The 23,902-nt window shown below is 71.0% G+C and carries 23 protein-coding genes; 9 read left to right on the top strand and 14 right to left on the bottom strand.

The window, feature by feature from the left end; translation table 11 throughout:
* Position 1 precedes the first annotated feature (1 nt).
* Positions 2–208: a DUF5999 family protein gene (locus ABZ434_RS13115; protein ID WP_148015119.1), complete on the bottom strand. Its 207-nt coding sequence runs from the start codon at positions 206–208 to the stop codon at positions 2–4.
* Positions 209–526: 318 nt separating this feature from the next.
* Complete coding sequence (locus tag ABZ434_RS13110; RefSeq protein ID WP_359134901.1) at positions 527–1,120, bottom strand: hypothetical protein; 594 nt, start codon at positions 1,118–1,120, stop codon at positions 527–529.
* Between the two features lie 481 nt (positions 1,121–1,601).
* On the opposite strand from ABZ434_RS13110, the gene ABZ434_RS13105 reads away from it, so the two are divergent.
* A complete protein-coding gene (locus ABZ434_RS13105) occupies positions 1,602–3,107 on the top strand; it encodes a glutamate-cysteine ligase family protein (RefSeq protein WP_359134899.1) in 1,506 nt (501 codons plus the stop codon).
* 126 nt (positions 3,108–3,233) lie between these two features.
* Here ABZ434_RS13105 and ABZ434_RS13100 read toward each other — a convergent pair whose 3' ends face one another.
* Positions 3,234–5,021, bottom strand: a complete 1,788-nt coding sequence (locus tag ABZ434_RS13100; protein ID WP_359134897.1) for a substrate-binding and VWA domain-containing protein — start codon at positions 5,019–5,021, stop codon at positions 3,234–3,236.
* Between the two features lie 184 nt (positions 5,022–5,205).
* Between ABZ434_RS13100 and ABZ434_RS13095 the strand changes: the two genes are divergently transcribed.
* Complete coding sequence (locus ABZ434_RS13095; RefSeq protein WP_359134895.1) at positions 5,206–5,985, top strand: CPBP family intramembrane glutamic endopeptidase; 780 nt, start codon at positions 5,206–5,208, stop codon at positions 5,983–5,985.
* Positions 5,986–6,058: 73 nt separating this feature from the next.
* Here the strand turns inward: ABZ434_RS13095 and ABZ434_RS13090 are convergent, their stop codons facing one another.
* Positions 6,059–6,880 carry a PhzF family phenazine biosynthesis isomerase gene (locus ABZ434_RS13090; RefSeq protein WP_359134893.1) on the bottom strand — a complete coding sequence of 274 codons (822 nt, stop codon included), beginning with the start codon at positions 6,878–6,880 and terminating at the stop codon, positions 6,059–6,061.
* 167 nt (positions 6,881–7,047) lie between these two features.
* Here ABZ434_RS13090 and ABZ434_RS13085 point away from each other — a divergent pair, with 167 nt between their 5' ends.
* Positions 7,048–7,644, top strand: a complete 597-nt coding sequence (locus tag ABZ434_RS13085; RefSeq protein ID WP_359134892.1) for a PadR family transcriptional regulator — start codon at positions 7,048–7,050, stop codon at positions 7,642–7,644.
* A 215-nt stretch (positions 7,645–7,859) separates the two neighbouring features.
* Here the strand turns inward: ABZ434_RS13085 and ABZ434_RS13080 are convergent, their stop codons facing one another.
* The 4 genes from ABZ434_RS13080 to ABZ434_RS13065 all read right to left on the bottom strand — a co-directional run bounded on the left by ABZ434_RS13080 (position 7,860) and on the right by ABZ434_RS13065 (position 10,812).
* Positions 7,860–8,471 carry a class F sortase gene (locus tag ABZ434_RS13080; protein ID WP_359134890.1) on the bottom strand — a complete coding sequence of 204 codons (612 nt, stop codon included), beginning with the start codon at positions 8,469–8,471 and terminating at the stop codon, positions 7,860–7,862.
* A 49-nt stretch (positions 8,472–8,520) separates the two neighbouring features.
* Entirely contained in the window at positions 8,521–9,189 is a 669-nt protein-coding gene (locus ABZ434_RS13075) for a hypothetical protein (RefSeq protein WP_359134888.1), read from the bottom strand.
* A gap of 917 nt (positions 9,190–10,106) precedes the next feature.
* Positions 10,107–10,538: an SRPBCC family protein gene (locus ABZ434_RS13070; RefSeq protein WP_359134886.1), complete on the bottom strand. Its 432-nt coding sequence runs from the start codon at positions 10,536–10,538 to the stop codon at positions 10,107–10,109.
* A 61-nt stretch (positions 10,539–10,599) separates the two neighbouring features.
* The gene (locus tag ABZ434_RS13065; protein WP_359134884.1) at positions 10,600–10,812 is read right to left on the bottom strand and encodes a hypothetical protein; all 213 of its coding nucleotides are present in this window, start codon (positions 10,810–10,812) and stop codon (positions 10,600–10,602) included.
* Between the two features lie 245 nt (positions 10,813–11,057).
* On the opposite strand from ABZ434_RS13065, the gene ABZ434_RS13060 reads away from it, so the two are divergent.
* The 3 genes from ABZ434_RS13060 to ABZ434_RS13050 all read left to right on the top strand — a co-directional run bounded on the left by ABZ434_RS13060 (position 11,058) and on the right by ABZ434_RS13050 (position 13,974).
* The gene (locus tag ABZ434_RS13060) at positions 11,058–11,591 is read left to right on the top strand and encodes a Clp protease N-terminal domain-containing protein (RefSeq protein WP_359134882.1); all 534 of its coding nucleotides are present in this window, start codon (positions 11,058–11,060) and stop codon (positions 11,589–11,591) included.
* 263 nt (positions 11,592–11,854) lie between these two features.
* A complete protein-coding gene (locus tag ABZ434_RS13055; protein ID WP_359134880.1) occupies positions 11,855–12,859 on the top strand; it encodes an EamA family transporter in 1,005 nt (334 codons plus the stop codon).
* Positions 12,860–13,017: 158 nt separating this feature from the next.
* Positions 13,018–13,974: an EamA family transporter gene (locus ABZ434_RS13050; RefSeq protein ID WP_359134878.1), complete on the top strand. Its 957-nt coding sequence runs from the start codon at positions 13,018–13,020 to the stop codon at positions 13,972–13,974.
* A 43-nt stretch (positions 13,975–14,017) separates the two neighbouring features.
* Here ABZ434_RS13050 and ABZ434_RS13045 read toward each other — a convergent pair whose 3' ends face one another.
* On the bottom strand, positions 14,018–14,713 hold the full coding sequence (locus ABZ434_RS13045; protein ID WP_359134876.1) for a pyridoxamine 5'-phosphate oxidase family protein: 696 nt from the start codon (positions 14,711–14,713) through the stop codon (positions 14,018–14,020).
* A gap of 35 nt (positions 14,714–14,748) precedes the next feature.
* On the opposite strand from ABZ434_RS13045, the gene ABZ434_RS13040 reads away from it, so the two are divergent.
* A complete protein-coding gene (locus tag ABZ434_RS13040; protein WP_359134874.1) occupies positions 14,749–16,080 on the top strand; it encodes an aminotransferase class I/II-fold pyridoxal phosphate-dependent enzyme in 1,332 nt (443 codons plus the stop codon).
* A gap of 1 nt (position 16,081) precedes the next feature.
* On the opposite strand, the gene ABZ434_RS13035 is transcribed toward ABZ434_RS13040, so the two are convergent.
* Positions 16,082–17,158 carry a DMT family transporter gene (locus ABZ434_RS13035; protein ID WP_359134872.1) on the bottom strand — a complete coding sequence of 359 codons (1,077 nt, stop codon included), beginning with the start codon at positions 17,156–17,158 and terminating at the stop codon, positions 16,082–16,084.
* 38 nt (positions 17,159–17,196) lie between these two features.
* Between ABZ434_RS13035 and ABZ434_RS13030 the strand changes: the two genes are divergently transcribed.
* The gene (locus ABZ434_RS13030; protein WP_359134870.1) at positions 17,197–18,117 is read left to right on the top strand and encodes a LysR family transcriptional regulator; all 921 of its coding nucleotides are present in this window, start codon (positions 17,197–17,199) and stop codon (positions 18,115–18,117) included.
* Between the two features lie 10 nt (positions 18,118–18,127).
* On the opposite strand, the gene ABZ434_RS13025 is transcribed toward ABZ434_RS13030, so the two are convergent.
* On the bottom strand, positions 18,128–18,604 hold the full coding sequence (locus tag ABZ434_RS13025; RefSeq protein ID WP_359134868.1) for a pyridoxamine 5'-phosphate oxidase family protein: 477 nt from the start codon (positions 18,602–18,604) through the stop codon (positions 18,128–18,130).
* A gap of 112 nt (positions 18,605–18,716) precedes the next feature.
* On the opposite strand from ABZ434_RS13025, the gene ABZ434_RS13020 reads away from it, so the two are divergent.
* On the top strand, positions 18,717–19,394 hold the full coding sequence (locus tag ABZ434_RS13020; RefSeq protein WP_359134866.1) for a cysteine hydrolase: 678 nt from the start codon (positions 18,717–18,719) through the stop codon (positions 19,392–19,394).
* On the opposite strand, the gene ABZ434_RS13015 is transcribed toward ABZ434_RS13020, so the two are convergent.
* From ABZ434_RS13015 to ABZ434_RS13005, 3 genes are all read right to left on the bottom strand, one after another.
* Positions 19,378–19,830, bottom strand: a complete 453-nt coding sequence (locus ABZ434_RS13015) for a Rieske (2Fe-2S) protein (protein WP_359134864.1) — start codon at positions 19,828–19,830, stop codon at positions 19,378–19,380. The genes ABZ434_RS13020 and ABZ434_RS13015 overlap by 17 nt on opposite strands.
* A 74-nt stretch (positions 19,831–19,904) precedes the next feature.
* Complete coding sequence (locus ABZ434_RS13010) at positions 19,905–22,073, bottom strand: prolyl oligopeptidase family serine peptidase (protein ID WP_359134862.1); 2,169 nt, start codon at positions 22,071–22,073, stop codon at positions 19,905–19,907.
* A 178-nt stretch (positions 22,074–22,251) separates the two neighbouring features.
* Positions 22,252–23,859: an MDR family MFS transporter gene (locus ABZ434_RS13005; RefSeq protein WP_359134860.1), complete on the bottom strand. Its 1,608-nt coding sequence runs from the start codon at positions 23,857–23,859 to the stop codon at positions 22,252–22,254.
* Between the last annotated feature and the right edge of the window lie 43 nt (positions 23,860–23,902).

The raw sequence follows: 23,902 nt of genomic DNA, 5'->3' as shown, positions 1-23,902 counted from the left end.
TTCAGGCCGCCTTCACCACCCGGCCCGTTCCCAGCGGCCGGTGCGGGGCGATGATCTGCCCGTCCGGAAGCAGCTCACCGGTGTCCTCGAAGAGCAGGACGCCGTTGCACAGCAGGCTCCAGCCCTGTTCCGGGTGGTGCGCCACCAGGCGGGCGGCTTCCCGGTCGGCTGAGTCGGCTGTCGGGCAGGCTGGCTGGTGCTGACACATGGCTGGGTTCTTTCGCTGCGTTGAGTTGAGTGTCCTGCGGCTTGAAGAGGTGTTCATGGCCGCCCCCGTATCGATCGGTCCGGTCCCAGTGTTGCCCCACGCACGTCAATCCGCAGGGATTTCGCAGCAGAGCTTCTTCTCCTCTCATGACGCATCACCCGCCCGGACGGTTCAACACAACTGCACTGTCACTTCGGGTGGTTCGGGGTGGCCGGATGGGGCTAGTCCGGATGGGCACAAGCGCCCCCCGCTTGATGGCACTGTGCCCGCCCCCGCATCCGGGGGCGGGCACAGTGCCATCAAGCGGGGGAGCCGGGCTCAGGCGGGCGAACCGAGCAGGGGGCCGGGGCCGGGTGTGATTCGGGTGGTGATCACGGGGAGCAGATCAGCGACCCGGTGCGGACGGTGTGCCGCGATACCCGGTGGGGCGGGAGCCAGCGGTACCAGCAGATCGGCCGGGGCGGGGGACCCGCCGGACGCGTCGGCCCCGACGTCCCCGTGCAGCCACAGCGCCAGCATGTAGAGCTCGGGAATGGACAGCAGCCTCGGCTGGTAGGGCGTTGCCGCGGCCTCCGCCTGGCGAAGGGCCAGTTCGGTCGAGGCGATGTACGGGCCCTCGAAGAAGTGCGAGAAGGCCCAGCCGTCCGGGGTGAGCATCGTCTCCGCCGCGGCGACGGCCCGCTCGGTACTGCGGATCAGGAAGCGCCATCCGACGAGCCGGGTCGTGGGGCCGAGTGCGCCCCGGCCGATTCGGTCCAGTACGTGGACGGGGAGCGGGTGCTCGGGGCTCAGCGGTCCCTGGACGGACCGCAGAGCGGGGGTGCGGGCCTCGCGGACCGCGGTCGGTGAGCCGAGCGCCGCGAGAACGCTGCGCAGAGCGGGCGCGGGAGCCGGGGGTACATGCAACGGCATAGTGGGTCGCCTCTCACTTCGGAGACACGGTGGAGCGTGGGCGGGTGCAGACGGCGCTGTCGGCGTGCGGGGCCAGAGGAGGCCGGTGACTGGGCCGGTGCGTCAACTCTCTGCCTCGTCCGCGGAGTTTATACGACACGTGTTCACGCGGTGTTTCCACTAGCCGCCACGGCTATTGCCGGCAAGGCGGTATCCGGACCTAATTATGCGGAGATTATGCTGATTCGACGCGAGCGGCGCAGCCACCGCCTCGGGTTTTTCCCGCACAGCGGTAGGCTGAAACGTGCCGGTGCATTCCCCGTGTGCCGGCAGGAAAATCTGCGCGCTGCGTCATGCCGAGTGAATGTGCCCCGGGCCTCAGCCATCAGATTAGCGGGTGTGCGGCGTGCGCGGGACGTTATGGATCTCCCCGCCTGGGCATTATCGATCGTGATGCGAGCGGCCTGGGCCGCGGGCTGCCCACTCGAGGAGGGATGCTTCGATGGGGGAGAAGGTCGTTGCGGGCGCCTTTGACCTGTCCGACCGGCAGAGGTACCGGAGGAAGCTCCACCAGTGCCTGGAGGGGCTGGGGAGACTCCTGGCGGAGAGGAGGTTCGACCGGCCGCGCAACCTCATGGGCATGGAGATCGAGCTGAATCTGGCCGGTGCCGACGGTATGCCGAAGATGCTGAATGGACAGGTTCTGGATCGTATCGCCAGCCGCGATTTCCAGACGGAACTGGGGATGTTCAATCTCGAAGTGAACATAGTTCCACACAACCTTTCAGGCCGTGTTCTCGATCAACTGGCCGAAGAGTTGCGGACCGGTCTCGGATATGCCGACCGGAAGGCAGCCGAGCTCGATGCCGGGATCATGATGATCGGAATACTCCCCACCCTCGGGCGGGAGGACATGGTCCGGTCCAACCTCTCCGATGTGGACCGCTACGCGCTGCTGAACGATCAAATGGTGGCGGCGCGCGGAGAGGATTTCGTCCTGGATATCGAAGGTGTCGAGCGACTGGTCTGCACCTCCGGGTCGATCACCCCGGAAGCGGCCTGCACCTCGGTGCAGCTCCACCTGCAAGTGACCCCGGAACGCTTCGCCGACGTATGGAACGCTGCCCAGGCGGTCGCGGCGGTGCAGGTCGCCCTGGGAGCGAACTCCCCCTTCCTGTTCGGCCGGGAGCTGTGGCGCGAGTCGCGGCCGCCGCTCTTCCAGCAGGCCACGGACACCAGGCCGCCCGAACTCCAGAACCAAGGGGTGCGGCCGAGGACCTGGTTCGGTGAGCGGTGGGCCGACTCGGCCTACGAGCTCTTCGAGGAGAACCTCCGCTACTTCCCCCCGCTGCTGCCCATCTGCGACGAGGAGGATCCCCTGCGGGTCCTCGACGAGGGAGGGGTGCCCGGGCTGCAGGAACTCGTCCTGCACAACGGCACGGTGTACCGGTGGAACCGCCCGGTGTACGGGCTGGCGGACGGCGTACCGCACCTGCGGGTGGAGAACCGGGTGCTCCCCGCGGGTCCCACCGTCGCCGATGTGATCGCCAACACCGCGCTCTACTACGGACTCGTACGAGCACTCGCCGAGGAGTCCCGCCCGGTGTGGACCAGGATGCCGTTCACCGCCGCAGCCGAGAACTTCGAGACCGCCTGCCGCCGGGGCATCGACGCCGAGCTGCTCTGGCCCCGGCCCGGCCGCTCCGGCGGGCTGACCCGGGTGCCCGCCGTCAAGCTCGTACGGGACGAACTCCTGCCGCTGGCCGCCTCGGGTCTCGATGCCTGGAACATCGAGCCCGCGGACCGGGACCACTACCTGGGGATCATCGAGGAGCGGTGCAAGCGGCGGACGAACGGGGCGTCCTGGCAGGCCGACACCTACCACCGGGCGCGGGAGGCCGGGCTGGGGCGGGCCGAGGCGCTTGCCGCCATGACCCGGCGGTACGCCGAACTGATGCAGGCGGGTGAGCCCGTGCACACCTGGCCGGTGGACCTTCCCGCCCGGTGAGAGCGGGCCGGGCCGCGGCCGGGGTCCGGACGCGCCGGGGCGCCGGGTGGCCCGGGCCCATGGACGCGGGCGTCCGCCCGCGGGCCCGCTCCGGCCGGTGCGGCCGTACGTCCGACGGCGGGGGCCCTACTCCCCGGCTGCGCCACCGCTCTGTCCCGCGGTCATGACGGCCTGCAGGATCACGGCCTGGATCTCCGCCGGGTCGCTGACCTGATAGCCGCCGCCACCGGTCACCTTCGCTATCTCGTTCACCTCTTCGCGGTCGGCGTCGGGGCCGACGGCGATGGCGAGCAGCGGAACCGGCCGCTCCGGGTCGGTGATCCTCTTGAGCTCGGCTATCAGGGCGGAGCGCGTGATGGAGCGGTCGTCCTGGTTGGAGCCGTCGGTCAGGATCACGACGGCGTTGAACTTGCCCTTCACATACGTGCGCTGCCCCTCCTTGTAGGCGGCCAGCGCGGTGTCGTACAGACCCGTGGCCCCGTCGGGCACAGGCTTCAGTGCGGCAAACGCCGCGGCGAGCTTGTCGCGGTGTGTGCCGCCGCCCTTGGCCGGGTCGCCGAGGCGGCCGGTCTCCACCAGCCTGCGGTAGTCCTTGTCGCCGTCGAGCGTGGTGGCGAACTCCCAGAGGCCGATCTCGTCGTTCGGGGTGAACTGGTTGAGAGCCTGGATCAGGGACGCCTTGGTGACGTCCATCCGGGACTGGTTGCGGCCCGGCACGATCGTGGCCATCGACCCCGAGGCGTCGACGACGGTGGTGAGCCGTGCGCTCTGCACGGTGATCGTCCACATGCCGAGCGTCTCCTGGAGCGTCTCGTCCGAGGGGGCGGCGCCCGGCGATGTGGCGTACGGCTGGGGCGATTTGCCGCCGGCCGAGGCGACCAGGTCCTCGTCCGCCGTGCCGTCGACGGTCCGGAAGCCGTGATCCTGCAGCGTGCGCTGGGCGGCGTCCTCGGACAGCAGGGTCATGAACCGCAGTGCGGCGCGGCTCTCGTCCGTCGTCTGCTCCTCCTCGTTGACCAGGGTGAACGGGTAGTTGAGGAGCGGAGCGCCGTCCTTCGGGTAGAAGAGGTCGAGCTTGCCGCCCTCCGTCGACTCGGCGTTGTGGGCGAACGCCGCCTGTTCGGAGAGAAGCACCGCCTGATTGCGTGCCTGATTTCCCTGTTCGGCGCCGGAGCTGTCCTGGGGCAGTGTCTCGACGACCTGGGTGTCACCGTCCGACATCCGCTGGGCCAGCAGTTTGGCGGTGGCCGCAGCCCTCGTGTCGCTGTCCCCGCCCAGCTTGTCGGAGGAGATCCCGATGCTCGTGAGCGCCAGGAGGCCGGTGGCGCTGCGTGCGGGATCGGCCGAGCCCAGACGCACCTTGTCCGACTCCATGGCAGCAGCGGTCAGTTCGGCCCAGGAGTACTTCTTCTCGGGCCAGCCGAGGCTCTTGGCCGCGGCGGGCACCATGGCGAGGGTGACGGGCGAGGAGGCGACGGAATCGCCCGGGGTGATCGGGACGGCGTCCCCCAGGCCCTTCGCCCGGTTCAGCCAGAGATCGGAGTCGGGGAGCCACATCTGGTAATCCGGTGCACGCGTGCCACGGGCGAGCGCGTCCGCGACCTTGTACGAGTCCCGGGCCACCACGTCCACGTCCACGCAGTGGCCGTCAGATCTCAGATTGTCCTTGCGCGCCTTGTCGGCGACGGCACGCACGGCGGGGGCGATGTCCGGTGAGGTCATCATGGACAGGTGGACGGCGGTGTCCTCGCAGGACTCCGAGAACGACAACAGGCCGCCCTGTGCCGCGACGGCCGTTCCCGCGGCCACGGCGAGTACGAGCATGGTGGCGATGGCTACGGTGCGACGGCGACGCGGTGGACGGGCCCCGCTTCCGTCCGCGGCGTAGTCGTCCGGCAAGCTGTGACGTCCCATGTCGGTGGTGCCCCTCCTTGAGGATGAACAAGGAAAAGGGGGACCACACCATCGGCAATGGTGCCCGTCCCCCGGCCTGTCGCGCATGATCTTCGTACCTGCATTCGAGACCCTAGCGGGGCGGGGAGCGGCATGAGACGTGAATGCACAACTGAGGGCAGGTGTACAGGTGGAGGCGGGGCGTGTGGCTGATTCTTTTCCTCAAGAGGCCGTCTCACAACGGATTCTGCGGTCCGAGACGGTGTTGGTGCTGGCCCTCTCGCTGGGTGCGAGTGGCCTGTCAGCCCTGATCAGTTTTGTCGGATCCCTGACCAAACCAGGGGGTTTGAAGGATCAGGCGGCCACTCTCAACAGCTCCTACGCGCCTGGGCGCCCATGGCTGGATCTGGCCTGGCAGCTCTTCGGAATCACGACGGCGCTGGTTCCGGTCGCCCTCGTGGCGCATCTGCTGATCCGGGAGGGCACCGGGCTGCGGGTCATCGGCTTCGACCGGACCAGGCCTTGGTCCGACCTGGGGCGCGGGACGTTGGTGGCGGCGGCCATCGGCAGTGCGGGTCTGGCCTTCTACCTCGTGGCCAGGGCCGCCGGTTTCAACCTCACGGTCGTCCCCGAGTCGCTGCCCGACGTGTGGTGGAAGTTCCCCGTCCTCATTCTGTCGGCGGTCCAGAACTCCGTGGTGGAGGAAGTGATCGTCGTCGGGTATCTGCTGCGCCGCCTCGGGCAGTTGGGGTGGAGCCCGATGGCCGCGCTGGTGGCCAGTTCGGTCCTGCGTGGCTCGTACCACCTCTACCAGGGGATCGGTGGCTTCATCGGCAACATGGTGATGGGCGTCGTCTTCGTGCTGCTGTACCGCCGTTGGCAGCGGGTGGGGCCGCTGGTCGCCGCTCATGCCCTGCTCGACATCGGCGCGTTCGTCGGTTACGCGCTGCTCGCCGGGAAGGTGGGCTGGCTGCCGACCCCGTGAGGCCGGAGGAGGACACAAGGCAAGAGGGGGTGCGCGGTGCCGGCCGCGCGCCCCCTCCTGTTGTACGCCCTCGTCACAGGGCGACGAGCAGTTCGCCGTCCACGACCGTCACCGCACTGCCTGTCAGCAGGGTGCGGGCGTCGCGCAGCGAGGTGCGGACCAGTCCCGACCGGGCGGACGCCTGAAGGCCGGTCAGTTCGGTGCGGCCGAGCCGGGCCGACCAGAACGGTGCGAGGGCGGTGTGGGCGCTGCCCGTCACCGGATCCTCGTCGATGCCCACGGCGGGGAAGAAGCCGCGGGAGACGAAGTCGTAGCCGCAGTCCGGCGAGGCGGCGGCCGCAGTCGCGATGACGCCGCGCCGCGAATGGGCGGCCAGCGCCACGAAGTCCGGTGAGAGCCCCCGTACCGCCCTCTCGTCGGCCAGTTCCACGAGCAGGTCGCCGATGTGCGGGCCCGTGTCGTGCACGGATACGGGCTCCGCGCCGAGGGCGGCGGCCAGTCCGGCCGGCGCGGCTTCGGGGGTCAGGGGGGCGGTCGGGAAGTCGAGTGTGATCGAGCCGTCCCGGGCCGTGGTCGAGGTGAGGATTCCGCACCGTGCGGTGAAGCGCACCGTGCCGCTCGCGGTCGAGGTGGTGTGCAGCACGTGCGCGGTGGCAAGGGTGGCGTGGCCGCACATGTCGACCTCGGTGGAAGGGGTGAACCAGCGCAGCGCCCAGTCGGCCGGGCCTCCTGGTGGCAGCGGGTGGGCGAACGCGGTCTCGGAGAGGTTCAGCTCGGTGGCGATCTGCTGGAGGCGGATGTCATCGGGGAAGCCCTCGGGGCCCAGGAGCAGCACACCTGCGGGGTTGCCGGAGAAGGGGCGGTCGGTGAACGCGTCGACGATACGAATCCTCATGATCCGACGGTAGGGGCGGGGCGAAGCCGCAGGCCAAGGCCAATTCGGGGTCGGTGGCTCGGAAATCCGGACCGAGGGGTTTGTCAGGCGATCGATTCCGATATATCGTTGACGCATCGCGACAGTACAGCGATGCGTCAACGTTCTATGCGAGAGGAAGTACGGTCATGCGTTCACATGGACATGAGCACGGACACGGCCCCTGCGGCCCCGGTCACGAGCGTGGCGATTTCGAGGGGCGCCGTGCGGCCTTCGGCCAGTTCGGCCCGCCGTTCGGTGGCGGACCCTTCGGCGGAGGGCGCGGCCGCGGTGGCGGCCGGGGCAGGGCGCGCCGCGGCGACGTACGCGCGTCGATCCTCGCCCTGTTGAAGGACCGGCCGATGCACGGGTACGAAATGATCCAGGAGATCGGCGAGCGCAGCGGAGGGGCCTGGCGGCCCAGCCCGGGCTCGGTCTACCCGACCCTTCAGCTGCTGGAGGACGAAGGGCTGATCGTCAGTGCGAGCGAGGGCGGCAAGAAGTTGTTCACGCTCACCGACGCCGGTCGCACCGAGGCGGAGTCGGGGGCCGACGCGCCCTGGGAGGAAGCCGGGCGCGGAGTCGACTGGGAGAGCCTCAACGAGGTCCGGCAGGCCGGTTTCGGCATGATGGAGGCGTTCGGCCAGGTCTGGAAGACCGGTTCGGCCGAGCAGCGCGAGAAGGCGCTGACGGTGATCAACGACGCCCGGAAGAAGCTCTACCTCATCCTTGCCGACGAACACTGAGGTGAGAGCCGGGTCAGTGTCGGGAGACATGGGCGAGGGCGCTCATCGACGGATTCCGCGGACCCTGTCGACGGAGCCTGATCGGGACACGCGGGCGCACCGCGGCGCCGAGCCCGGCGCGGGCTCGCGTCTCGTCGTCCCGTCGTCCGGGGAACAACACGGAAGGCCGGTACCTCGCCCCCGAGGTACCGGCCACTTCCTTGTCAGGGCGGTCCTCAGGCCGCCTGCTTCTTCAATGACGTCAGATGGGCGAAGACGACGACGTTGGCCGAGTAGCCGTCCTTCTTGCTGAACCGCCCACCGCACGTCATGAGCCTGAGCTCCGGACGGTTGGTGGTCCCGTAGACCTTGTCGTCCGGAAACTTGTCCTTCGTGTAGGTCTTGACCTCGTCAACGGTGAAGACCGCGGTGACCCGGTCGGCCCGGGCCACCTTCACCGTGTCGCCCCGGTGCAGCGCGTTGAGGTTGAGGAAGATCGCAGGCCCTGTCTCGGTGTCGCGGTGGCCGACGATCAGCGAGGTCCCCGCCTCGCCCGGTGAAGGGCCCTTCTGGTACCAGCCCACCACCCTCGGCCTGCTCAGGGGCGGGGCACCGAGGTGCCCCTTCTTGTCGAGCCCCAGGCCGGTGACCGGGGCCTCGATGAAGATGGCGGGTACGGAGAGCTTCACCGGGCGTGAGCGCACCAGGGGTGGGTGCGAAGCCCGCGGGGCCGGGCGGTCGCCGCCCCCCGCGGCGTCGCCGGTGGTGGTGACCGACGAGTCGTCGGACGAACCCGAGCACATCGAGACGATGCCGGTCACCACCGTGGAGAACACGCACAGAGTCATCGTGAGACGACACGCGCGACTGGGCCCCCGCCGCCTTCTGCTGCGGGCCCTATGCCTCGTGACGGGCACGGCGGCGTGCGGTTCGGCGGACCATGATCAGCCCTGCTGCTCCGACTGCTCCTGCCGCCAGCGCGGCGGTGGTCCCCATGTTCGAGTCGGTCTCGGAGCCGACGCTCTCCATGTCCGGTACGCCGCCGCCGCCGGCGGGCACCCCGCCGGACGGACGCTCGTACGCCGTGTCGGCACCTGCGGCGGACGCGCCCTGGGCGGCGCCGTCCGCGCGGCTGCCGTTGGTGGTGGGCTTGGAGCAGTCGACGAGGAAGGTCTTGTCCTTCGCGACCGCCCCGGCGAGCCACACCAGCTGGTACGTGCCCTCCGGGAGCAGGTACTCCTCACTGCGCGCCGAGCCGTTCACGAGCGGAAGGGTGCTCTGCAGCGTGTCGCCCGGGGGAGTGGACGGCGGCTGCACGGTGATCGTCCACGGAACAGCCCTCAGGTCACCGAAGTTGCTGGCGGAGAGGACGAACTTGCACACCTCGACGCCGTTGCCGCCATGGGAGTTCCAGCCGCCCGGACGGATGTCGATGTCACCGCTGTCGCCCGGCGCGGCGTAGGCGGTGGAGGCACCGGCCAGGGCGGCACCGGCGACGGCCACCGCTGCGGCGACGGCGGCACCCGCGCGGACACCGCGGGAACGGGTGGAAGCGGAAATGCGCATGCTGAACTCCTTCGAGCCGGGATGATTGTCATACTGATCGGGCGATCGCCTAAGAGATGACATGAGTCGGCGAAGAAGTGTGGTTCAACACCCTCGAAGCACCGACGAATACCCTGAGTAGCCGAAAGGGGTTCGTGGTGGAGGCGCCGTATGGGCTCTGAAGGGGATCCCGCCTGTGATGATTGGGTCGTCTTCACTCTCTGTAAGGATCGGCTGGGTCGGCAGGCGGCTCGGCCCGTACTCCCCATGCCCCCCGGCAGCCGGGCGCGCGAGCCCGGCGGGCCCCGGAAGGAACCGTGCGGCGCTCCCGGCCGAAGTCGCGCTCCTTGGGGGTGTCCGGCCGCGGTGGTCGAGCTGCCCGACGGCTCGGGAGCTGCGGTGAGGTATTCGGAGCAACGTGCAGCCGCGCGGACGCGTGCTCGTTCGGAGTCGGGAGCTCGGGCGGGACCGTGGGCCAAGGCCTGTGGCTCGAGTGTGTGGTGGCAGGCTGTCGGAGATGCGGGCTGGGTGCCACGTGTGGGCCGTGGATGGCCGGGATCGTGGACGGCGAGCTGCGGGCGATGGCCGGCTGGTTGCTGCCGGAGCGGCCGGCGCCGGGCGCTCTTCCGGGCCCGCTGTAACGGCATCCATCCTCAACTCGCGCTGTGAGGAGAGGTGTTCGGCGCTGAGTCGGACGGTCGGCGACGCCCGGAACCGGCGTCGGGCGAGGTCTTCGGTCGTGGGTCCGCTCCCTGCTCTCGACGAGCTGAGCGAAGAGGCCGGGGGGTTTGACGGGGCAGGGTTCCGCCAAGGCGGCGAGGGGGCGACGTCTCGTCGCCCCCTCGTGTGCGGCCTCATGGTCGTTGCCGCCCGAGGCGGCCCGTCAGGACCCGTGTTGCCGGCTCGTGCGCGGTGCGCGGCAGCCGTGGTGCGGGTGTTCAGGCGACGATCAGTCCGTCCAGCTTGCGCAGGGACTCGATGAGGGCCGCGGTGGCCGAGTCCTTCAGCTTGCCGGCCATCAGGGAGACCGCTGCGCCCGTGAATTCGCCGTCGATGCGGATCGTGGTGGCGTCCCCGTCGGGCGTCAGTACGTAGCTCATCTTCAGATTGACGCCCATCGGACCCTTCCCCGTCGTTGTCAGCAGTCGGCCGTCCTCCAGTTCCGACACCATCCAGGTCACCTCGGCGGGGAACCCCATGAGCTTCATGTTCTCCTCGTAGGTGCCCTCGAGTTCGAGGGTGGCCGGACCCCCCTTGGGGAAGCTGGTGTGGGTGGCGTTCCACTCCCCGTACGTGCTGAAGTCGGTCAGCTGGGCCCAGACCTTGCCGGCCGGTGCTTCGATGCGCGTCTCTGCACTGACTTCGGCCATGCGACCACCCCTTCTCGACGGGTTACGGTGTCGCGGAACGTAGCCGCACAGGAGAGAACATTCAATACTGATGAAGCGTCAGATCTACTGAATCGGTTCCGGTCCGCCAGATCAGGGCGGCGTCGAACCGATCGGAGGCGCGCGGATGCGGTCCGTCGTCGTGGCAGTGGAACGCTGCCCAGAAGAGATCCGCACGCAGCGCGTCCGACGGCGCGTGCACCCGGTAGACGTAGTCGCGCCCGTCGAGGGCCGACAGCGAGACGAGCCAGCTCACCCTCCGGGACCCCCTCCCGCCGCCGTCATGGTGCTCCGGCCTGTGAGACGTGTGCGGGGAGGCTTCCGGTTGCTCCGGGAGCGCGAGGCAAGGCGGCGCGCGCGGTTTACGTGAACCCGGCCTCGGAACGGCGCGATCTCATCCGTAAGGAGGAGGCCCCGCTCCTCTGTGCCCACCTCGGGTGGGACGCGGTAATGGGACTCCCCGGGGACGCTCCGGCCGATGAGGGCTGGTGGGGTGGAAGTGTGCAGAACCGGACCCCGCGGATCCCTCAGCAGCCCGCACCGAACCACCGTGCTGAGTTCGACGCCTGCCTCGACGACGAGCTGGCCGCCGTGGTGACGAGTGCGCGCCGGCGTGCCCTGCGTGACGGTGACCGGCAGATCGACACGGCTCATCTGCTGCATTCGCTCGTCGAGTCGGACCCTGCGGTCCGTACGGCGTTCGGCGGCGGCCCCCAGGTGGCCAGGGTGCTCGGCTATCTCGTCCAGCGCAGCATCGGATACGGGCTCCGCTGGCAGGGCGCGGTGGAGGATTCGGGCGCGACTTCGGAGTTGACGGACGCGGACGCCGAGGGGTGGTCGCCCTCCGCGGCATCCGCCATGGCAGGTGCGTCCCGTCGGGCCGGGTCGTGCGGACGGGACCGGGCCGACGGCCTCGACCTGCTCGCGGCGCTGACCGCGGACCGCGAGAGCCGGGCCGTCGAGGTGCTGGAGCGGGCGGGCGTCGACGCGGCGTTGCTCATGGACCGGATCGCGGAGGCGTCCGGCCAGGGATGACCGCCGGACCTGCATACCTCGGGCCGGGCGTCTCGGCCCGCACCCGGCCGGCTCGTTCCGGACGGCGAAGACCGATGGTGCCTGTGCCCTCGTCCGGGCACCACGCCGGCAGTCGGAGCGCCCGGATCGCGGGACCGCGGCACGGGGCAGACGATGCGGGCCGCCCCCGCTGTTCCTGTCAGGGGCGTCAAAGACATCAGAGTGTTACCCGCGTCAGGTGTCACAGGGGTGACGCTCCTGACGCCGGCTGTCATGATGTGCCGATGCACGCGTCTCAGGGGAGAAGCGCCGGCCTGGGACTCGCCCTCGCCTCGGCCTTCGCATTCGGTGGTTCCGGAGTGGCGGCCAAGCCACTCATCGAGGCGGGCCTCGACCCGCTCCACGTCGTGTGGCTCCGGGTGGCGGGCGCCGCGCTCGTCATGCTGCCCGTGGCCTGGCGTCACCGGGAGCTGGTCCGCAGCCGTCCCGTACTGCTGCTGGGATTCGGGCTCCTCGCCGTCGCGGGCGTCCAGGCCTGCTACTTCGCCGCCATTTCCCGTATCCCGGTGGGTGTCGCGCTGCTCGTCGAGTACCTGGCGCCGGCGCTGGTCCTCGGCTGGGTGCGCTTCGTTCAGCGCCGTCAGGTGACTCGGGCGGCCGCCGTCGGAGTCGCCCTCGCGGTCGGAGGCCTGGCCTGTGTGGTCGAGGTGTGGTCCGGTCTGAGCTTCGACGCCTTCGGGCTGCTGCTCGCCCTCGGCGCGGCCTGCTGCCAGGTCGGCTACTTCGTCCTGTCCGATCAGGGGAGTGCCGACGTGGCCGACGGCGCATCGCCACCGGATCCCGTCGGCGTCATCGCCTACGGACTGCTCATCGGGACCGCCGTGCTCACCGTCGTGGCGCGGCCGTGGGGTATGGACTGGTCCGCGCTCGGCGGCGACACCGCCATGAACGGCACGGATGTACCCGCCTGGCTCCTCCTCGTCTGGATCGTGCTGCTCGCCACCGTCATCGCGTACGTGACCGGCGTGATCTCGGTGAGGCTGCTGTCGCCGGCGGTGGCGGGCGTCGTCGCCTGCCTGGAGGCCGTCATCGCCACCGTGCTGGCGTGGGTGCTGCTCGGGGAGCATCTGGCGGCACCGCAGCTCATCGGTGGCGCGCTCGTGCTGGCCGGTGCCTTCATCGCGCAGTCGTCGACGCCCAAGGCGCCCTCCGGGCCCGTCGCGTCAGGTCCGGGCGGGGAGCGGGTGGCGGCCGAGGGGGAGTTGCCTGCGGGCCGCGGCGCCTTCTAGGGTGACGATCATGCGTTTGACCGTGCTTCCGCCGCCTGCCGTCTAGCGCGGGCAGCCACACCTGACGAAGACCGGGCTCGGGCAGTCCCCGAGCGGTTCGTCGCTGCCCGCGTGCGGAGCCGAGCGACCACTTTCCTGTCTTCCTCTGGAGAAGTCACGTGTCGAACCCTGCTTCCGGCCTGCCCGTCGGGCGGAGCCTCTGCTATCTGATCGTCGCCGGACTGGCCTGGGGCACGGCCGGTGCCGCCGCCTCGCTGCTCTTCGAGGCCGGCGATCTCGGTCCCCTCGCCCTGTCGTTCTGGCGCTGTGCGGGCGGCCTCGTGCTCCTGCTCGCCGCGCTCGCGCTGCGGCCCGGCCGGGCGGCCCCCGTCGCCGAGTCCGGGTGCCGACGGCTGCTGCGCGTCGTGGGCACCGGTGCCGGCCTGACCGTCTTCCAGACCGCGTACTTCGCCGCCGTACAGACCACCGGGCTCGCGGTCGGCACCGTGGTCACCCTCGGCGCGGGCCCGGTCCTCATCGCCGTCGGGGCCCGGCTGACGTTGGGGGAGCGCCTGGGGCTGGGCGGACTCGTCGCGGTCGCCGGAGCGCTGACCGGTCTCGCGGTACTGGTGCTCGGAGGCGATGCGGCCACGGTACGGCCCGCCGGGGTCGCGCTCGCCCTGCTCTCCGCGGCCGGCTATGCCGCCATCACCCTGCTCACCCGATGGCTCGGCCGGGACGGAGACGGCGCGGACCCGCTCGCCACCAGTGCCTGGGCCTTCGCGATCGCCGCGGTCCTGCTCCTGCCGCTGGCGGCAGGAGAGGGACTCGTCCCGCGGACGGAGCACGTGGCCCTGGTGGTGACCCTGCTCGTGTACGTCGCGGCGATCCCCACCGCCCTCGCCTACGCGCTCTACTTCGCGGGCGCCGCGGTGGTGCGGGCCGCCACGGTGTCGGTGATCATGCTGCTCGAACCGGTGAGCGCGGCGGTCATCGCCGTCGGCGTGCTCCATGAGCAGCTCACACCGGCCACAGTGGCCGGGACGATGCTGCTGCTCACGGCGGTGGTGGGGCTGGCCGTCGCCGAGGCACGAGGCGCGGCGCATGCCCGCCGGGAGGCGGCAGTCCCGGCGTGACCGGGCGGGGCGGGGCCGCTGCGCGGCTCCGCCCCGGGTCCGTTCAGAGTGCGTTCAGGTACTCCGGGACGGCGATCGCAGGATCGAGGTCGTCCGCCGGAACCGGCTCGGCGTGACCGCGGGTGAGGGGGACGACGCCGGACCAGTACGGCAGTGCGAGATCCCGTTCGTCGTCGTTCGGGCCGCCGGTGCGGATCTTGGCGGAGACCTCCCGCAGGTCCAGTCGGATCACTGCGGTGGCGGCCAGTTCCTTCTCGTCGGCGGGCCGGGAGTCCTGGGACCGCCCGGGCACGGCCTGCTCCACGATCGCGTCGAGGGCGAGGCGCCGCTCCTCGGGGTCGGTCACGGTGTGCGCCGTTCCGTGGACGACCACGGAACGGTAGTTGAGCGAGTGGTGGAAGGCGGAACGGGCCAGCACCAGCCCGTCGACATGGGTCACCGTCAGACAGACGGCCAGTCCCTCGTCGCTCCCGCCCGCCGTCCGCAGCGGGCGGGAGCCGGTCGAGCCGTGGACGTAGAGGCGCTCGCCGACCCGGCCGAAGAGCGTCGGAAGGACGACAGGTGCGCCGTCCCGGACGAAGCCGAGGTGGCATACGTAGGCCTCGTCAAGTATCGAGTGGACCTGTTCCCGGTCGTAGGAGGCCCGGTCGCGGGAGCGGGTCGGGACCGTGCGTCCGGTCGGGGCGTAGGCGGCTGCGGCGTCCGGGGCCGTGGTCTGCTGGGGTTCGGTCTCCGGCATTGCGTACTCCATTGCACTAGTGCATAATGTGTTTTGTGCTAGGAGAGTATCGGATCAGTGGGCGGCGTGCATCGGAAATTGCCGCCAGCGTGGAGCGGGCCGTCGGTTCGGGTGAGCTGGTGCCCGGGCAGGTGCTGCCTCCCATGCGGGAGTTGGCGAATCGGCTGGAGGTGAACCCCAACACGGTGGCGGCCGCCTACCGGACCCTGCGGGAGCGGGGCGTGATCGAGACGGCCGGGCGCAGGGGCAGCAGGGTGCGGCCGCGGCCCGCGAGCACCGCGCGCGGGTCGGTGCGGGTGGACGCTCCGCCCGGTGTGCGGGACCTGGGGGAGGGCAATCCCGATCCGGCGCTGCTGCCCGCGCTGGGGGAGGCCTTCGCCTCGGTCACCGAGGCGTACGCGGGGGCGCCGGGGATGTATGCGCAGGAGCCCGTCGACCCGGAGTTCGCCGCCCTGGCGCGCGCCGGGTTCGACGCGGACGGCGTTCCCGCCGGTCCGGTGATCGCCACCTCGGGCTCGCTGGACGCGATCGAAAGGGTGCTGGTCGCCCACCTCAGACCCGGTGACGCGGTGGCGGTCGAGGACCCGGGCTGGGGTGGCCTGCTGGATCTCGTCCCGGCCCTGGGTATGCGCCCGGTCCCCGTCGCGGTCGACGACGACGGGCCCCTGCCGGACGCCCTGGACGCGGCGCTCAGGGCGGGGGCGCGTGCGGCCGTCGTCACCGACCGGGCGCAGAATCCGACCGGGGCGGCGATCGGTGCGGGCCGCGCGGCCGAGCTGCGGGCGGTCCTCGCCGGATACCGGGGCGTGCTCCTGATCGAGGACGACCACGGGCACGCCATCGTCGACCTGCCGCTGTACCCCCTGGCCGGTGCCACGGACCGCTGGGCGTTCGTGCGGTCGGTCGCCAAGGCGTACGGGCCGGACCTGCGGGTCGCCGTGCTGACCGGGGACGTGGTCACCGCCGACCGGGTCTCGGGCCGCCAGCGGCTCGGGCCGGGTTGGGTCAGCCGGCTGCTCCAACGGGCGGTGGTGCACCTGTGGACGACGGGCGCGGTCGACACCCGCGAGGTGGCCCGGTCGTACGCCCGCCGCCGGGACGCGCTCGTCCGGGCCTTGGCGGACCGGGGCGTAGAGGCGCACGGACGCAGCGGGATGAATGTGTGGGTCCCCGTGAGTGACGAGACGGGGGCCGTGGCGGTGCTGCTGCACGCGGGCTGGGCGGTCGCGCCCGGAGCCCGCTTCCGGATGTCCGCGCCCCAGGGGATCCGGCTCACCGTCTCGCCGCTCACCGACGCCGACATCGGGCCGCTCGCGGACGCCGTCGCGGCAGCGGCTGGGCCCCCCGCGCCGCTGAGCTACGGATGACCTACGACGACTCGCGGCGTCGCGGTCCCGGTGGAGCGGGTTGCGGCAGGGCCGGCGCTGCGGCGGCGCGGGGTCTGCTCTGGGTCAGCGCGGCGCCCGCCAGGACGACGAGGGCGCCGACCGGGGTGTTCCAGCTCAACTGCTCGCCGAGCACGGCGACTCCGGCAGCGGTGGCGATCACCGGGATGAAGTAGGTGACCATCTGCGCGGTCGTCGGGCCGACCTCGGTGACCAGGCCGTACTGGAGCAGCACGGCGAGACCCGTGCCCAGCGCCCCGAGGGCGACGACGGCCAGGGTGGGCCACAGCGGAAAGCTGTCCGGTGACGAGGTGAACAGCGGTGTGACCAGAGCGAGTTGCACCGTACCGAGGAAGAGCTGGCTGCCGGTGAGGGAGAGAGCGGAAGAGTCGCTGCCCGCCAGGGTCCGCCGGACGTAGATCCAGCCGACGGGATAGCTGAGAGAGGCCAGGAGCGCCATCGCCGTACCGCTGAAGTCGAGACCGGTGAAGCCCTGCCACGCTCCCAGGACGGTCAGTACGCCGAGGAAGCCGAGACCGAGACCGGCGACGCGGCGGCGGGTCGGGCGGTCCTCGGAGAGAGCGACGAGGGACAGCGCCATGCCCCACAGGGGTGAGGTCGCGTTGCAGATGCCGGCCAGGGTCGACGGGATGGTCAGTTCCGCATAGGCGAACAGGGAGAACGGCAGGGCGTTGAGGAAGAAGGCGGCGACGGCCAGGTGGCCCCAGGTGCGGGAGGTGCGCGGCAGCCGCTCCCGCTTCACCGCGATGGCCACCGCCAGCACGGCGGTCCCCGACAGGAGCCGGCCGAGCGTGACCTGGAACGGCGCGTAACCGTCGGTTCCCACCTTGATCAGGAGGAAGCTGAAGCCCCAGATGAGGGAGAGTGCCGCGAAGCGCAGTCGCCAGTCCAGCGCGGGGCGGACGCCGGGCCCGGCGGGTCCGGTGGGAGGGGAAGCCGGTGCGGTCTGCCCGGCTTCCGGGGTCGCGGCGGTCGGGCTTCCCGGGGCGGGCGGTGCGCTCATGAGGTCAACGATGACGAAAGTTATCTCGTAGCACAAGTGAGACTTTGTGTGGGCGTCCGCGTAGTATTGCTTACATGTTGAACCTGGAGCGTCTGCGTACCCTCGATGCCCTGGCCAGGCTCGGTTCGGTCAGCGGTGCCGCCGAGGGGCTGCACGTCACGACGTCCGCCGTCTCCCAGCAGATGGCGAAGCTGGAGCGGGAAGTCGGCCAGCAGCTCGTGGCCAGGAACGGCCGCGGGATCCGGCTCACCGACGCGGGGCGGCTGCTCGCCGACCACGCGGCCCGGATCCTCTCCCAGGTCGAGCTCGCCCAGTCCGACATCGAGGCCCAGCGGGGCGAAGTGGTGGGCGAGATCCGGCTGGGCGCATTTCCCACCGCGGCGCGCGGGCTCTTCCCGGCCACGCTCCTCGCCCTGCGCGCCGGCCATCCGGAACTGCGGGTGCGCACACAGGAGCTGGAGCCCGAGGACGGGCTCCGTGCCGTGCTCAGGGGCGACATCGATCTCGCCGTGGTGCTGGACTGGAGCAACAAGCGGCTGCCGGTTCCGGGCGGCCTCGCCCGCGCGCAACTGCTCGACGACGCACCGGACATCGCCATGCCGGCCGGTCACCGGCTGGCGGAGCGCGAAGCGGTCGACCTGGAGGACTTCGCCGACGACGACTGGGTGTCGTGGCCCGAGGGCGAGTTCTGTTACGACTGGCTGATGTTCACTCTCCGCTCCAAGGGGATCGAACCACGCATCGCGCACCTCGCCGGTGAGCACCACACCCAACTCGCCCTGATCGCAGCAGGAATGGGAGTGTGCGTGGCACCCCGGCTGGGGCGCGGGCCGGTGCCCGACGGGGTGCGGCTGGTTCCCGTGCGGCAGAAGATGCGACGGCACGTCCACGCGGTGTGGCGGGCGGACGCGGACCGGCGTCCGTCGATCAGGGCGGCGGTCGCCGCGCTCCGGGCGGCCGGGCGGGAGCTGGACGATCCGTTGGGGGAGGCCTAGCCCTCGGGGCTCACGTGCCGGCCGGGCCGGCCAGTTTGCCGAAGTCCCAGGAGGTGACGGCATCCGGTGTGAGCCGCATCCAGGCGTGCCGGCCGTCGTGCGGCATCGTCTCCATGCCGAAGTACTTCGCCGCGAACAGCCGCTCGGGAGCCGTGAGTTCCGGACAGGGCTCGCCTGTCCGCGGCGCCTCGCCGACGAAGACGGCCTCGCCCGAGAGCTCGACCCCGCGCAGCTCCCCGTACTCCACCCCGTCGTCGACGACCACGGAAACCCTCGGGTCCTGGCTCAGCTGTGCCCAGCGCAGGCTCCGCGTGATGGAGTAGAGCCACAACGAGGTCCCGTCCCAGCAGAACCAGAGCGCACCGACGTGCGGGCGGCCGTCCCCGCCGACGGTGGCGACCCGGCAGGTCCGCTGTGCGGCGAGGTAGGCGTCGCGCTCCTCGTCCGTCATCATGATCCGGCGGCCCCGCCGCTGACTGACGGCCATGGGAACCCTCCTCCGATTGGCTGACTAGGTGTCAGGAATCATGAGGCCTCTTCCCTCATCACGCAATGGAGGTTAGCCTCGCGCGCCCGATCCGTCACCGAGAGGGGCAGACGTGCCGACCAGGGAACAGCTAGCCGAACAGACCGATCCCGCCACCACCGTCCTGCTGACGGTGGAATGCCAGCAAGGTGTGGTGGGCCCCGGCAGCGCGCTGCCCGAACTGGCCGAGGCAGCCAGGTCCTCCGGGGCCCTGCGCAATGTCGCACGGCTGGTCTCGGCCGCCCACGAGGCGGGCGTCCAGGTGCTGCACGCGGTGGCCGAACGCCGGCCGGACGGCCGCGGGGCCAACAGCAACGCCCGTCTCTTCCGCGCCGCGGGGCGGCTTCCCGTGCAGCAGCACTCCGGCAGCACGGCGGTACGGATCGCCGAGCCGATCGAGGTGGCGGACCAGGACCTCGTCGTCCGCCGGCTGCACGGGCTTTCGCCGATAGCGGGTACGGACGTGGACGCCCTGCTCCGTAACCTGGGCTGCCGCACCCTGGTCGTCAGCGGCGTATCGGCGAACGTGGCCATTCCCAACGCGGTGTTCGACGCGGTGAACCTCGGGTACACCGCGGTGGTGCCGTCCGATGCCATCGCGGGGGTGCCCGCCGACTACACCCCCGCGATGATCCGCAACACCCTCGCCCTGGTCGCCACGGTGACCTCGACCGACGATCTGCTCGGCTGCTGGCTGAGCCCCCGGTCCGGGAGACGGCAGGGCGGGCGGGGCGCTACGACGCCAGGCTGATCGAATCGCCCTGGACCGTGATCTTGGCTGCGGGCAGCGGCGTGGTGGCCGGACCGGTTTTCACGGCGCCCGTCGCCACGTCGAACTTGCTCCCGTGACAAGGGCAGTTGATGGCCCCGTCGGAGACGCTCGACACCGCGCATCCCGCGTGGGTGCACTTGGACGAGAACGCCTTGAACTCACCGGCCGCGGGCTGCGTCACCACGACCCCCTGTTCCGCGAAGATCTTGCCGCCGCCCTCCGGGATGTCGGCGGTCTTCGCGAGGACGGGACCCCCGCCGTCCCCGCCGTCGTCGGACTGCTCGACGACACCGGAACCCGCCGCCTCCTTCGAACCGCCGCACGCGGTCAGAACGGCGGCCACCGACACGGCGCCGGCCGCTGTGACGACGGTCCGGCGTCCGATGCGGGCCTCGTGGTCCTGCGATGCGCTCATGCTGGCATTTCCTTCCGGCGGTGTTCTCGGCTCCGACGCTTCGTCCAGGGGTACGCGCAGCCGGTGATCTGTGTTCAAAGCTCCAGGGACTTCCTCAGGAAGTCCCGCTCCAGCAGCAACAGACTGCTCGCGGTCCGCTCCTGGCCGACCAGGTGGCCGGCGCCCGACAACGGCAGAACCGTGTGCGGCCTGCCCGCGGCGAGCAGCGCTGCGGAGAGCCGCAGCGTGTGCGCCACGGCCACATTGTCATCGGCAAGACCGTGCACGAGCATGAGCGGCCGGGTCAGCCCCGCCGCCTCGTCCAGGAGCGAATTGCGGGTGTAGTTCTCGGGCTGCACGTCCGGGTGGCCCAGGAAACGTTCCTCCCAATGGGTGTCGTAGAGCCGCCGGTCGGCGGGGGCCGCGCCCGCCACGGCCGCGTGGAAGACCTCCGGGTGCCGCAGTACGGCCGCCGCCGCCAGATACCCGCTGAACGACCATCCCCGCATCGCCACCCTCGTCAGGTCGAGGTCCGGGTGCCGGGCGGCCGCAGCGTGCAACGCGTCGGTCTGGTCCTCCAGGACGGCCGTCAGCCGGTCGCCGTACACCGACTTCTCCCACTCCTCGCCGCGCCCCGGCGTGCCCCGTCCATCGGTGACCAGCACCGCGAACCCCTGCTCGGCGAACCACTGGGCGACCGCGGTCCACCAGGTCCGCACCTCCAGGACGACCTGCATGCCGTGGCCGGCGTAGGGGCTGAGCAGTACCGGCAGCGGAGCATCGCCCGGCCGGTGCCAGGAAGGCAGGTAGAGCCTGCTGCGCAGTTCCCGCTTCCCCAGGCGCAGGGCCAGCGGTCGCGGGGTGACGAGCGGTTCCTCCGCCAGGACCGCGATGCGGCCCTCCGGCATGCCGGCGCGGTGCACCGTCACCGTATGGCCGTCCGGTGTCCTGCTGTCGAGGACCACCGTCGGGCCGCCGACCGCCGCCGTGTGCACACCCGGTGTGCCGCTGACGCGTACGGGGGCCGCGTCAGGGCCGCCGCCCGGGGCGGACGACCAGACGTGGATCTCGGTCGGCTCCTCGCCCGCCGTGAAGAACACCCGCCCGTCCGCCGCGCCTATCACCTCGCGCACCTCCAGGCCCGGCGGTGTGACGGCCCCGCCGATGTCGAGCCCCTGGGTGTCGCCGCCCGGCCGTGCGGCGACGACGAGCGCTCCGGAGCCGAGACGCAGCGGGGTGCCCGGACGCAGGGAGACCCAGGCGCGGTCGTGGGCCCGGTGCGAGGTGCGGGTCGCGCCCGACGTCTCGTCCACCTCCAGGACGTGCACCGAGCGCTGGTCCCGCGTCTGGACGGAGACGAGTGGCCCGTGGCCGTCCCAGCCGGCTGCCACCACGTACTCGAACGCCCGGTCCGTCCACACGCCTTCGGGGTGTTCCTCGCCGGCCTCCTCGGGCAGGTGGACGCCGATCCGCTCCCCACCGACCCGAATCAGGTGCAGGGACACCTTCGCGTTCGCCGTCCCGGCGGCCGGATACGACACCACGCGGGGCGGCCGCCCGGGGTCCGAGGGGTCGGCGATGTAACGCTTGTGGACCTCCGTCGTGTCCACCCGGGCGACCAGGAGCGCGTCGCCGCGGGGCGACCACCAGTAGCCGCGCGAGCGCCCGATCGACTCCTGCGACACGTAGTCGGACAGCCCGTACGTCACGTTCTCGTCCTCCGGTTCGGCAAGCGGCCGGTCCCCGGTCCCGTCCACCCGTACGGTCCGCAGCGCGCCCTGGGACACGTACGCGATCAGGGAGCCGTCGGGCGAGGGGCGAGGATCGACGACCGGCCCGGCCGTGGCGACCCGGCGCGGGGCGCCGCCGTCCGTGCGCACCACCCAGAGCACGCCCTGGAGCGCGAAGGCAACCAGCAGGGCGGGGTCGTCGGTGGCGTAGGACACCACCCCCGAGGTGGTCACACGGGCCCGTTCCCGCCGGGCCGTCTCCTCGGGCGGCGTCTCACCCGGCGCGTCGTCGGCGAAGCCGGGACCGAGGGGATCGGCGAGGAGCCGTTCCGCACCGTTGTCGTACAGCCAGAGCCTGCTCACCGGGTCGGTGCCCGAGGTGGTCCGGACGAACAGCACGCGTTCGCCGTCGGGGGAGACGGTGAACTGCCGGGGCACGCCGAGTGAGAAGCGCCGGGTGCGGGCGAACTGGAGCGGGAAGCGCTCCGCGGCGGTCGCGGGCGCGTCGAAGGGCGGTTCGGAGGGGGGAGTCATGGCGACACCATGGCAGGTGGAAATCCGCTCGATCCATCCCGGTCCGGCCTCATATGATGCAAGGCTCGGCCGCTGGAGGGCGGCAGTCCTGCGTGCGTCGGCGAGATCACGGCGGAGCCCCGCACCGGCACGCGGCAGGCGCGTGCGATGCGGGGCTCCGGGACCCGATGACCAGCTGTCAGTGCGTCGGTGCGGCGGCGGACTTGGCCGCCGCGGCGCTCTCCTCCGCGAGCCGCTCCATACCGCTCTGCGTCCTGAGCGGCTTCTCCTTGATGAACAGCACCGCGACCAGGGCGAGGAGCGCGAAGGGGGCGCCGATCAGGAAGACGTCCGCGGTCGCGACGCCGTACGCGTGCTCGACCACCTGCCGGGCCGGCTCGGGAAGGGTGCTGAGGTCGGGAACGCCGTCCCCGGCGCCCCCGTTGTCCGCAGCTCCGCCGAAGCCCTTCTCCATCTCCTGGGCCACCCGGTGGCCCAGCACCGCACCCAGCGCGCTCGTACCGATCGCGCCGCCGAGGCTGCGGAAGAACGAGAGCACCGATGTCGCCGCACCGAGCTCCGAGGCGGGCACGTCGTTCTGGGCGGCCAGCACCAGGTTCTGCATCAGCATGCCGACGCCGACGCCGAGCACGACCATGTAGAGGCTGAGAATGCCGAACGAGGAGTCGGCGCCGATCGTGGACAGCAGGCCCATGCCCGCCGTCATGATGATGCCGCCCGCGATCAGGAAGCCCTTCCACTTGCCGCGGGAGGAGATGATCTGCCCGGCGACGGTCGTGGAGACCATCAGACCCAGGATCATCGGCAGGCTCATCAGGCCCGCGACGGTCGGCGTCTTGCCGAGCGAGATCTGGAAGTACTGCGAAAGGAACACCGTGCCGCCGAACATGGCGACGCCGACCAGGAGGCTCGCGACCGTCGTCAGCGCCACCGTGCGGTTACGGAAGATGGTCAGCGGGATGATCGGTTCCTGGACCTTGGACTCGACCAGGACCGCGGTGGCCAGCAGGACCACTCCGCCGGTGACGAGTGCGGCGGTCTGCCACGACGCCCAGTCGAACTGGTTGCCGGCGAGGGTCACCCACAGCAGCAGCGCGCTGACCCCGCTCATGATGAGGACGGCGCCGACGTAGTCGATCTTCACTTCCCTGCGGACCGTGGGCAGCTTCAGGGTCAGCTGGAGCAGCACGATGGCGAGCAGCGCGAACGGCACACCGATGAAGAAGCACCAGCGCCAGCCCAGCCAGGAGGTGTCCACGAGCACGCCGCCGATGAGCGGTCCCGCGACGGTGCCCACGGCGAACACGGCGCCGAAGATGCCGGAGTAGCGGCCGAGTTCACGCGGCGGGATGATCGCCGCCATGACGACCTGGGCGAGTGCGGTGAGGCCGCCCGCGCCGATGCCCTGCACGACGCGGCTCACGATGAGCAGCCCGACGCTGTGCGAGAAGCCGGCGACGAGCGAACCGACCACGAACATCGACAGTGAGAGCTGGATGAGCAGCTTCTTGTCGTAGAGGTCGGACAGCTTGCCCCAGATCGGGACCGTCGCCGTCATGGCGAGGAGTTCGGCCGTGACGACCCAGGTGTACGAGGACTGGCTGCCGTTCAGGTCGGAAATGATCCTGGGCAGGGCGTTGGAGACCACGGTGGAGGCCAGGATGGCCACGAACATTCCGGCCATCAGGCCGGACATGGCCTGGAGTATCTGGCGGCGGGTCATGCCGGGCGCGGCCTCCTCGGGCGCGCCGGGGGTACCGGCTTCGGGTGTGACGGCAGCGGTCATCGGCTGACGTTCCTCATTCTCTGGTGACTGGTTCTGTGGTGAC

The organism is Streptomyces sp. NPDC005761, from assembly GCF_040630635.1.
Taxonomy (GTDB): domain Bacteria; phylum Actinomycetota; class Actinomycetes; order Streptomycetales; family Streptomycetaceae; genus Streptomyces.
This window is presented reverse-complemented; position numbering and strand designations above follow the sequence as displayed.

What these genes read in the sequence shown, in the direction of transcription:
- ABZ434_RS13115 (WP_148015119.1), bottom strand. Translation starts at nt 208, where the DNA reads ATGTGTCAGCACCAGCCAGCCTGCCCGACAGCCGACTCAGCCGACCGG.
- ABZ434_RS13110 (WP_359134901.1), bottom strand. Translation starts at nt 1,120, where the DNA reads ATGCCGTTGCATGTACCCCCGGCTCCCGCGCCCGCTCTGCGCAGCGTT.
- ABZ434_RS13105 (WP_359134899.1), top strand. Translation starts at nt 1,602, where the DNA reads ATGGGGGAGAAGGTCGTTGCGGGCGCCTTTGACCTGTCCGACCGGCAG.
- ABZ434_RS13100 (WP_359134897.1), bottom strand. Translation starts at nt 5,021, where the DNA reads ATGGGACGTCACAGCTTGCCGGACGACTACGCCGCGGACGGAAGCGGG.
- ABZ434_RS13090 (WP_359134893.1), bottom strand. Translation starts at nt 6,880, where the DNA reads ATGAGGATTCGTATCGTCGACGCGTTCACCGACCGCCCCTTCTCCGGC.
- ABZ434_RS13085 (WP_359134892.1), top strand. Translation starts at nt 7,048, where the DNA reads ATGCGTTCACATGGACATGAGCACGGACACGGCCCCTGCGGCCCCGGT.
- ABZ434_RS13080 (WP_359134890.1), bottom strand. Translation starts at nt 8,471, where the DNA reads ATGACTCTGTGCGTGTTCTCCACGGTGGTGACCGGCATCGTCTCGATG.
- ABZ434_RS13075 (WP_359134888.1), bottom strand. Translation starts at nt 9,189, where the DNA reads ATGCGCATTTCCGCTTCCACCCGTTCCCGCGGTGTCCGCGCGGGTGCC.
- ABZ434_RS13070 (WP_359134886.1), bottom strand. Translation starts at nt 10,538, where the DNA reads ATGGCCGAAGTCAGTGCAGAGACGCGCATCGAAGCACCGGCCGGCAAG.
- ABZ434_RS13055 (WP_359134880.1), top strand. Translation starts at nt 11,855, where the DNA reads ATGCACGCGTCTCAGGGGAGAAGCGCCGGCCTGGGACTCGCCCTCGCC.
- ABZ434_RS13045 (WP_359134876.1), bottom strand. Translation starts at nt 14,713, where the DNA reads ATGCCGGAGACCGAACCCCAGCAGACCACGGCCCCGGACGCCGCAGCC.
- ABZ434_RS13030 (WP_359134870.1), top strand. Translation starts at nt 17,197, where the DNA reads ATGTTGAACCTGGAGCGTCTGCGTACCCTCGATGCCCTGGCCAGGCTC.
- ABZ434_RS13025 (WP_359134868.1), bottom strand. Translation starts at nt 18,604, where the DNA reads ATGGCCGTCAGTCAGCGGCGGGGCCGCCGGATCATGATGACGGACGAG.
- ABZ434_RS13015 (WP_359134864.1), bottom strand. Translation starts at nt 19,830, where the DNA reads ATGAGCGCATCGCAGGACCACGAGGCCCGCATCGGACGCCGGACCGTC.
- ABZ434_RS13010 (WP_359134862.1), bottom strand. Translation starts at nt 22,073, where the DNA reads ATGACTCCCCCCTCCGAACCGCCCTTCGACGCGCCCGCGACCGCCGCG.
- ABZ434_RS13005 (WP_359134860.1), bottom strand. Translation starts at nt 23,859, where the DNA reads ATGACCGCTGCCGTCACACCCGAAGCCGGTACCCCCGGCGCGCCCGAG.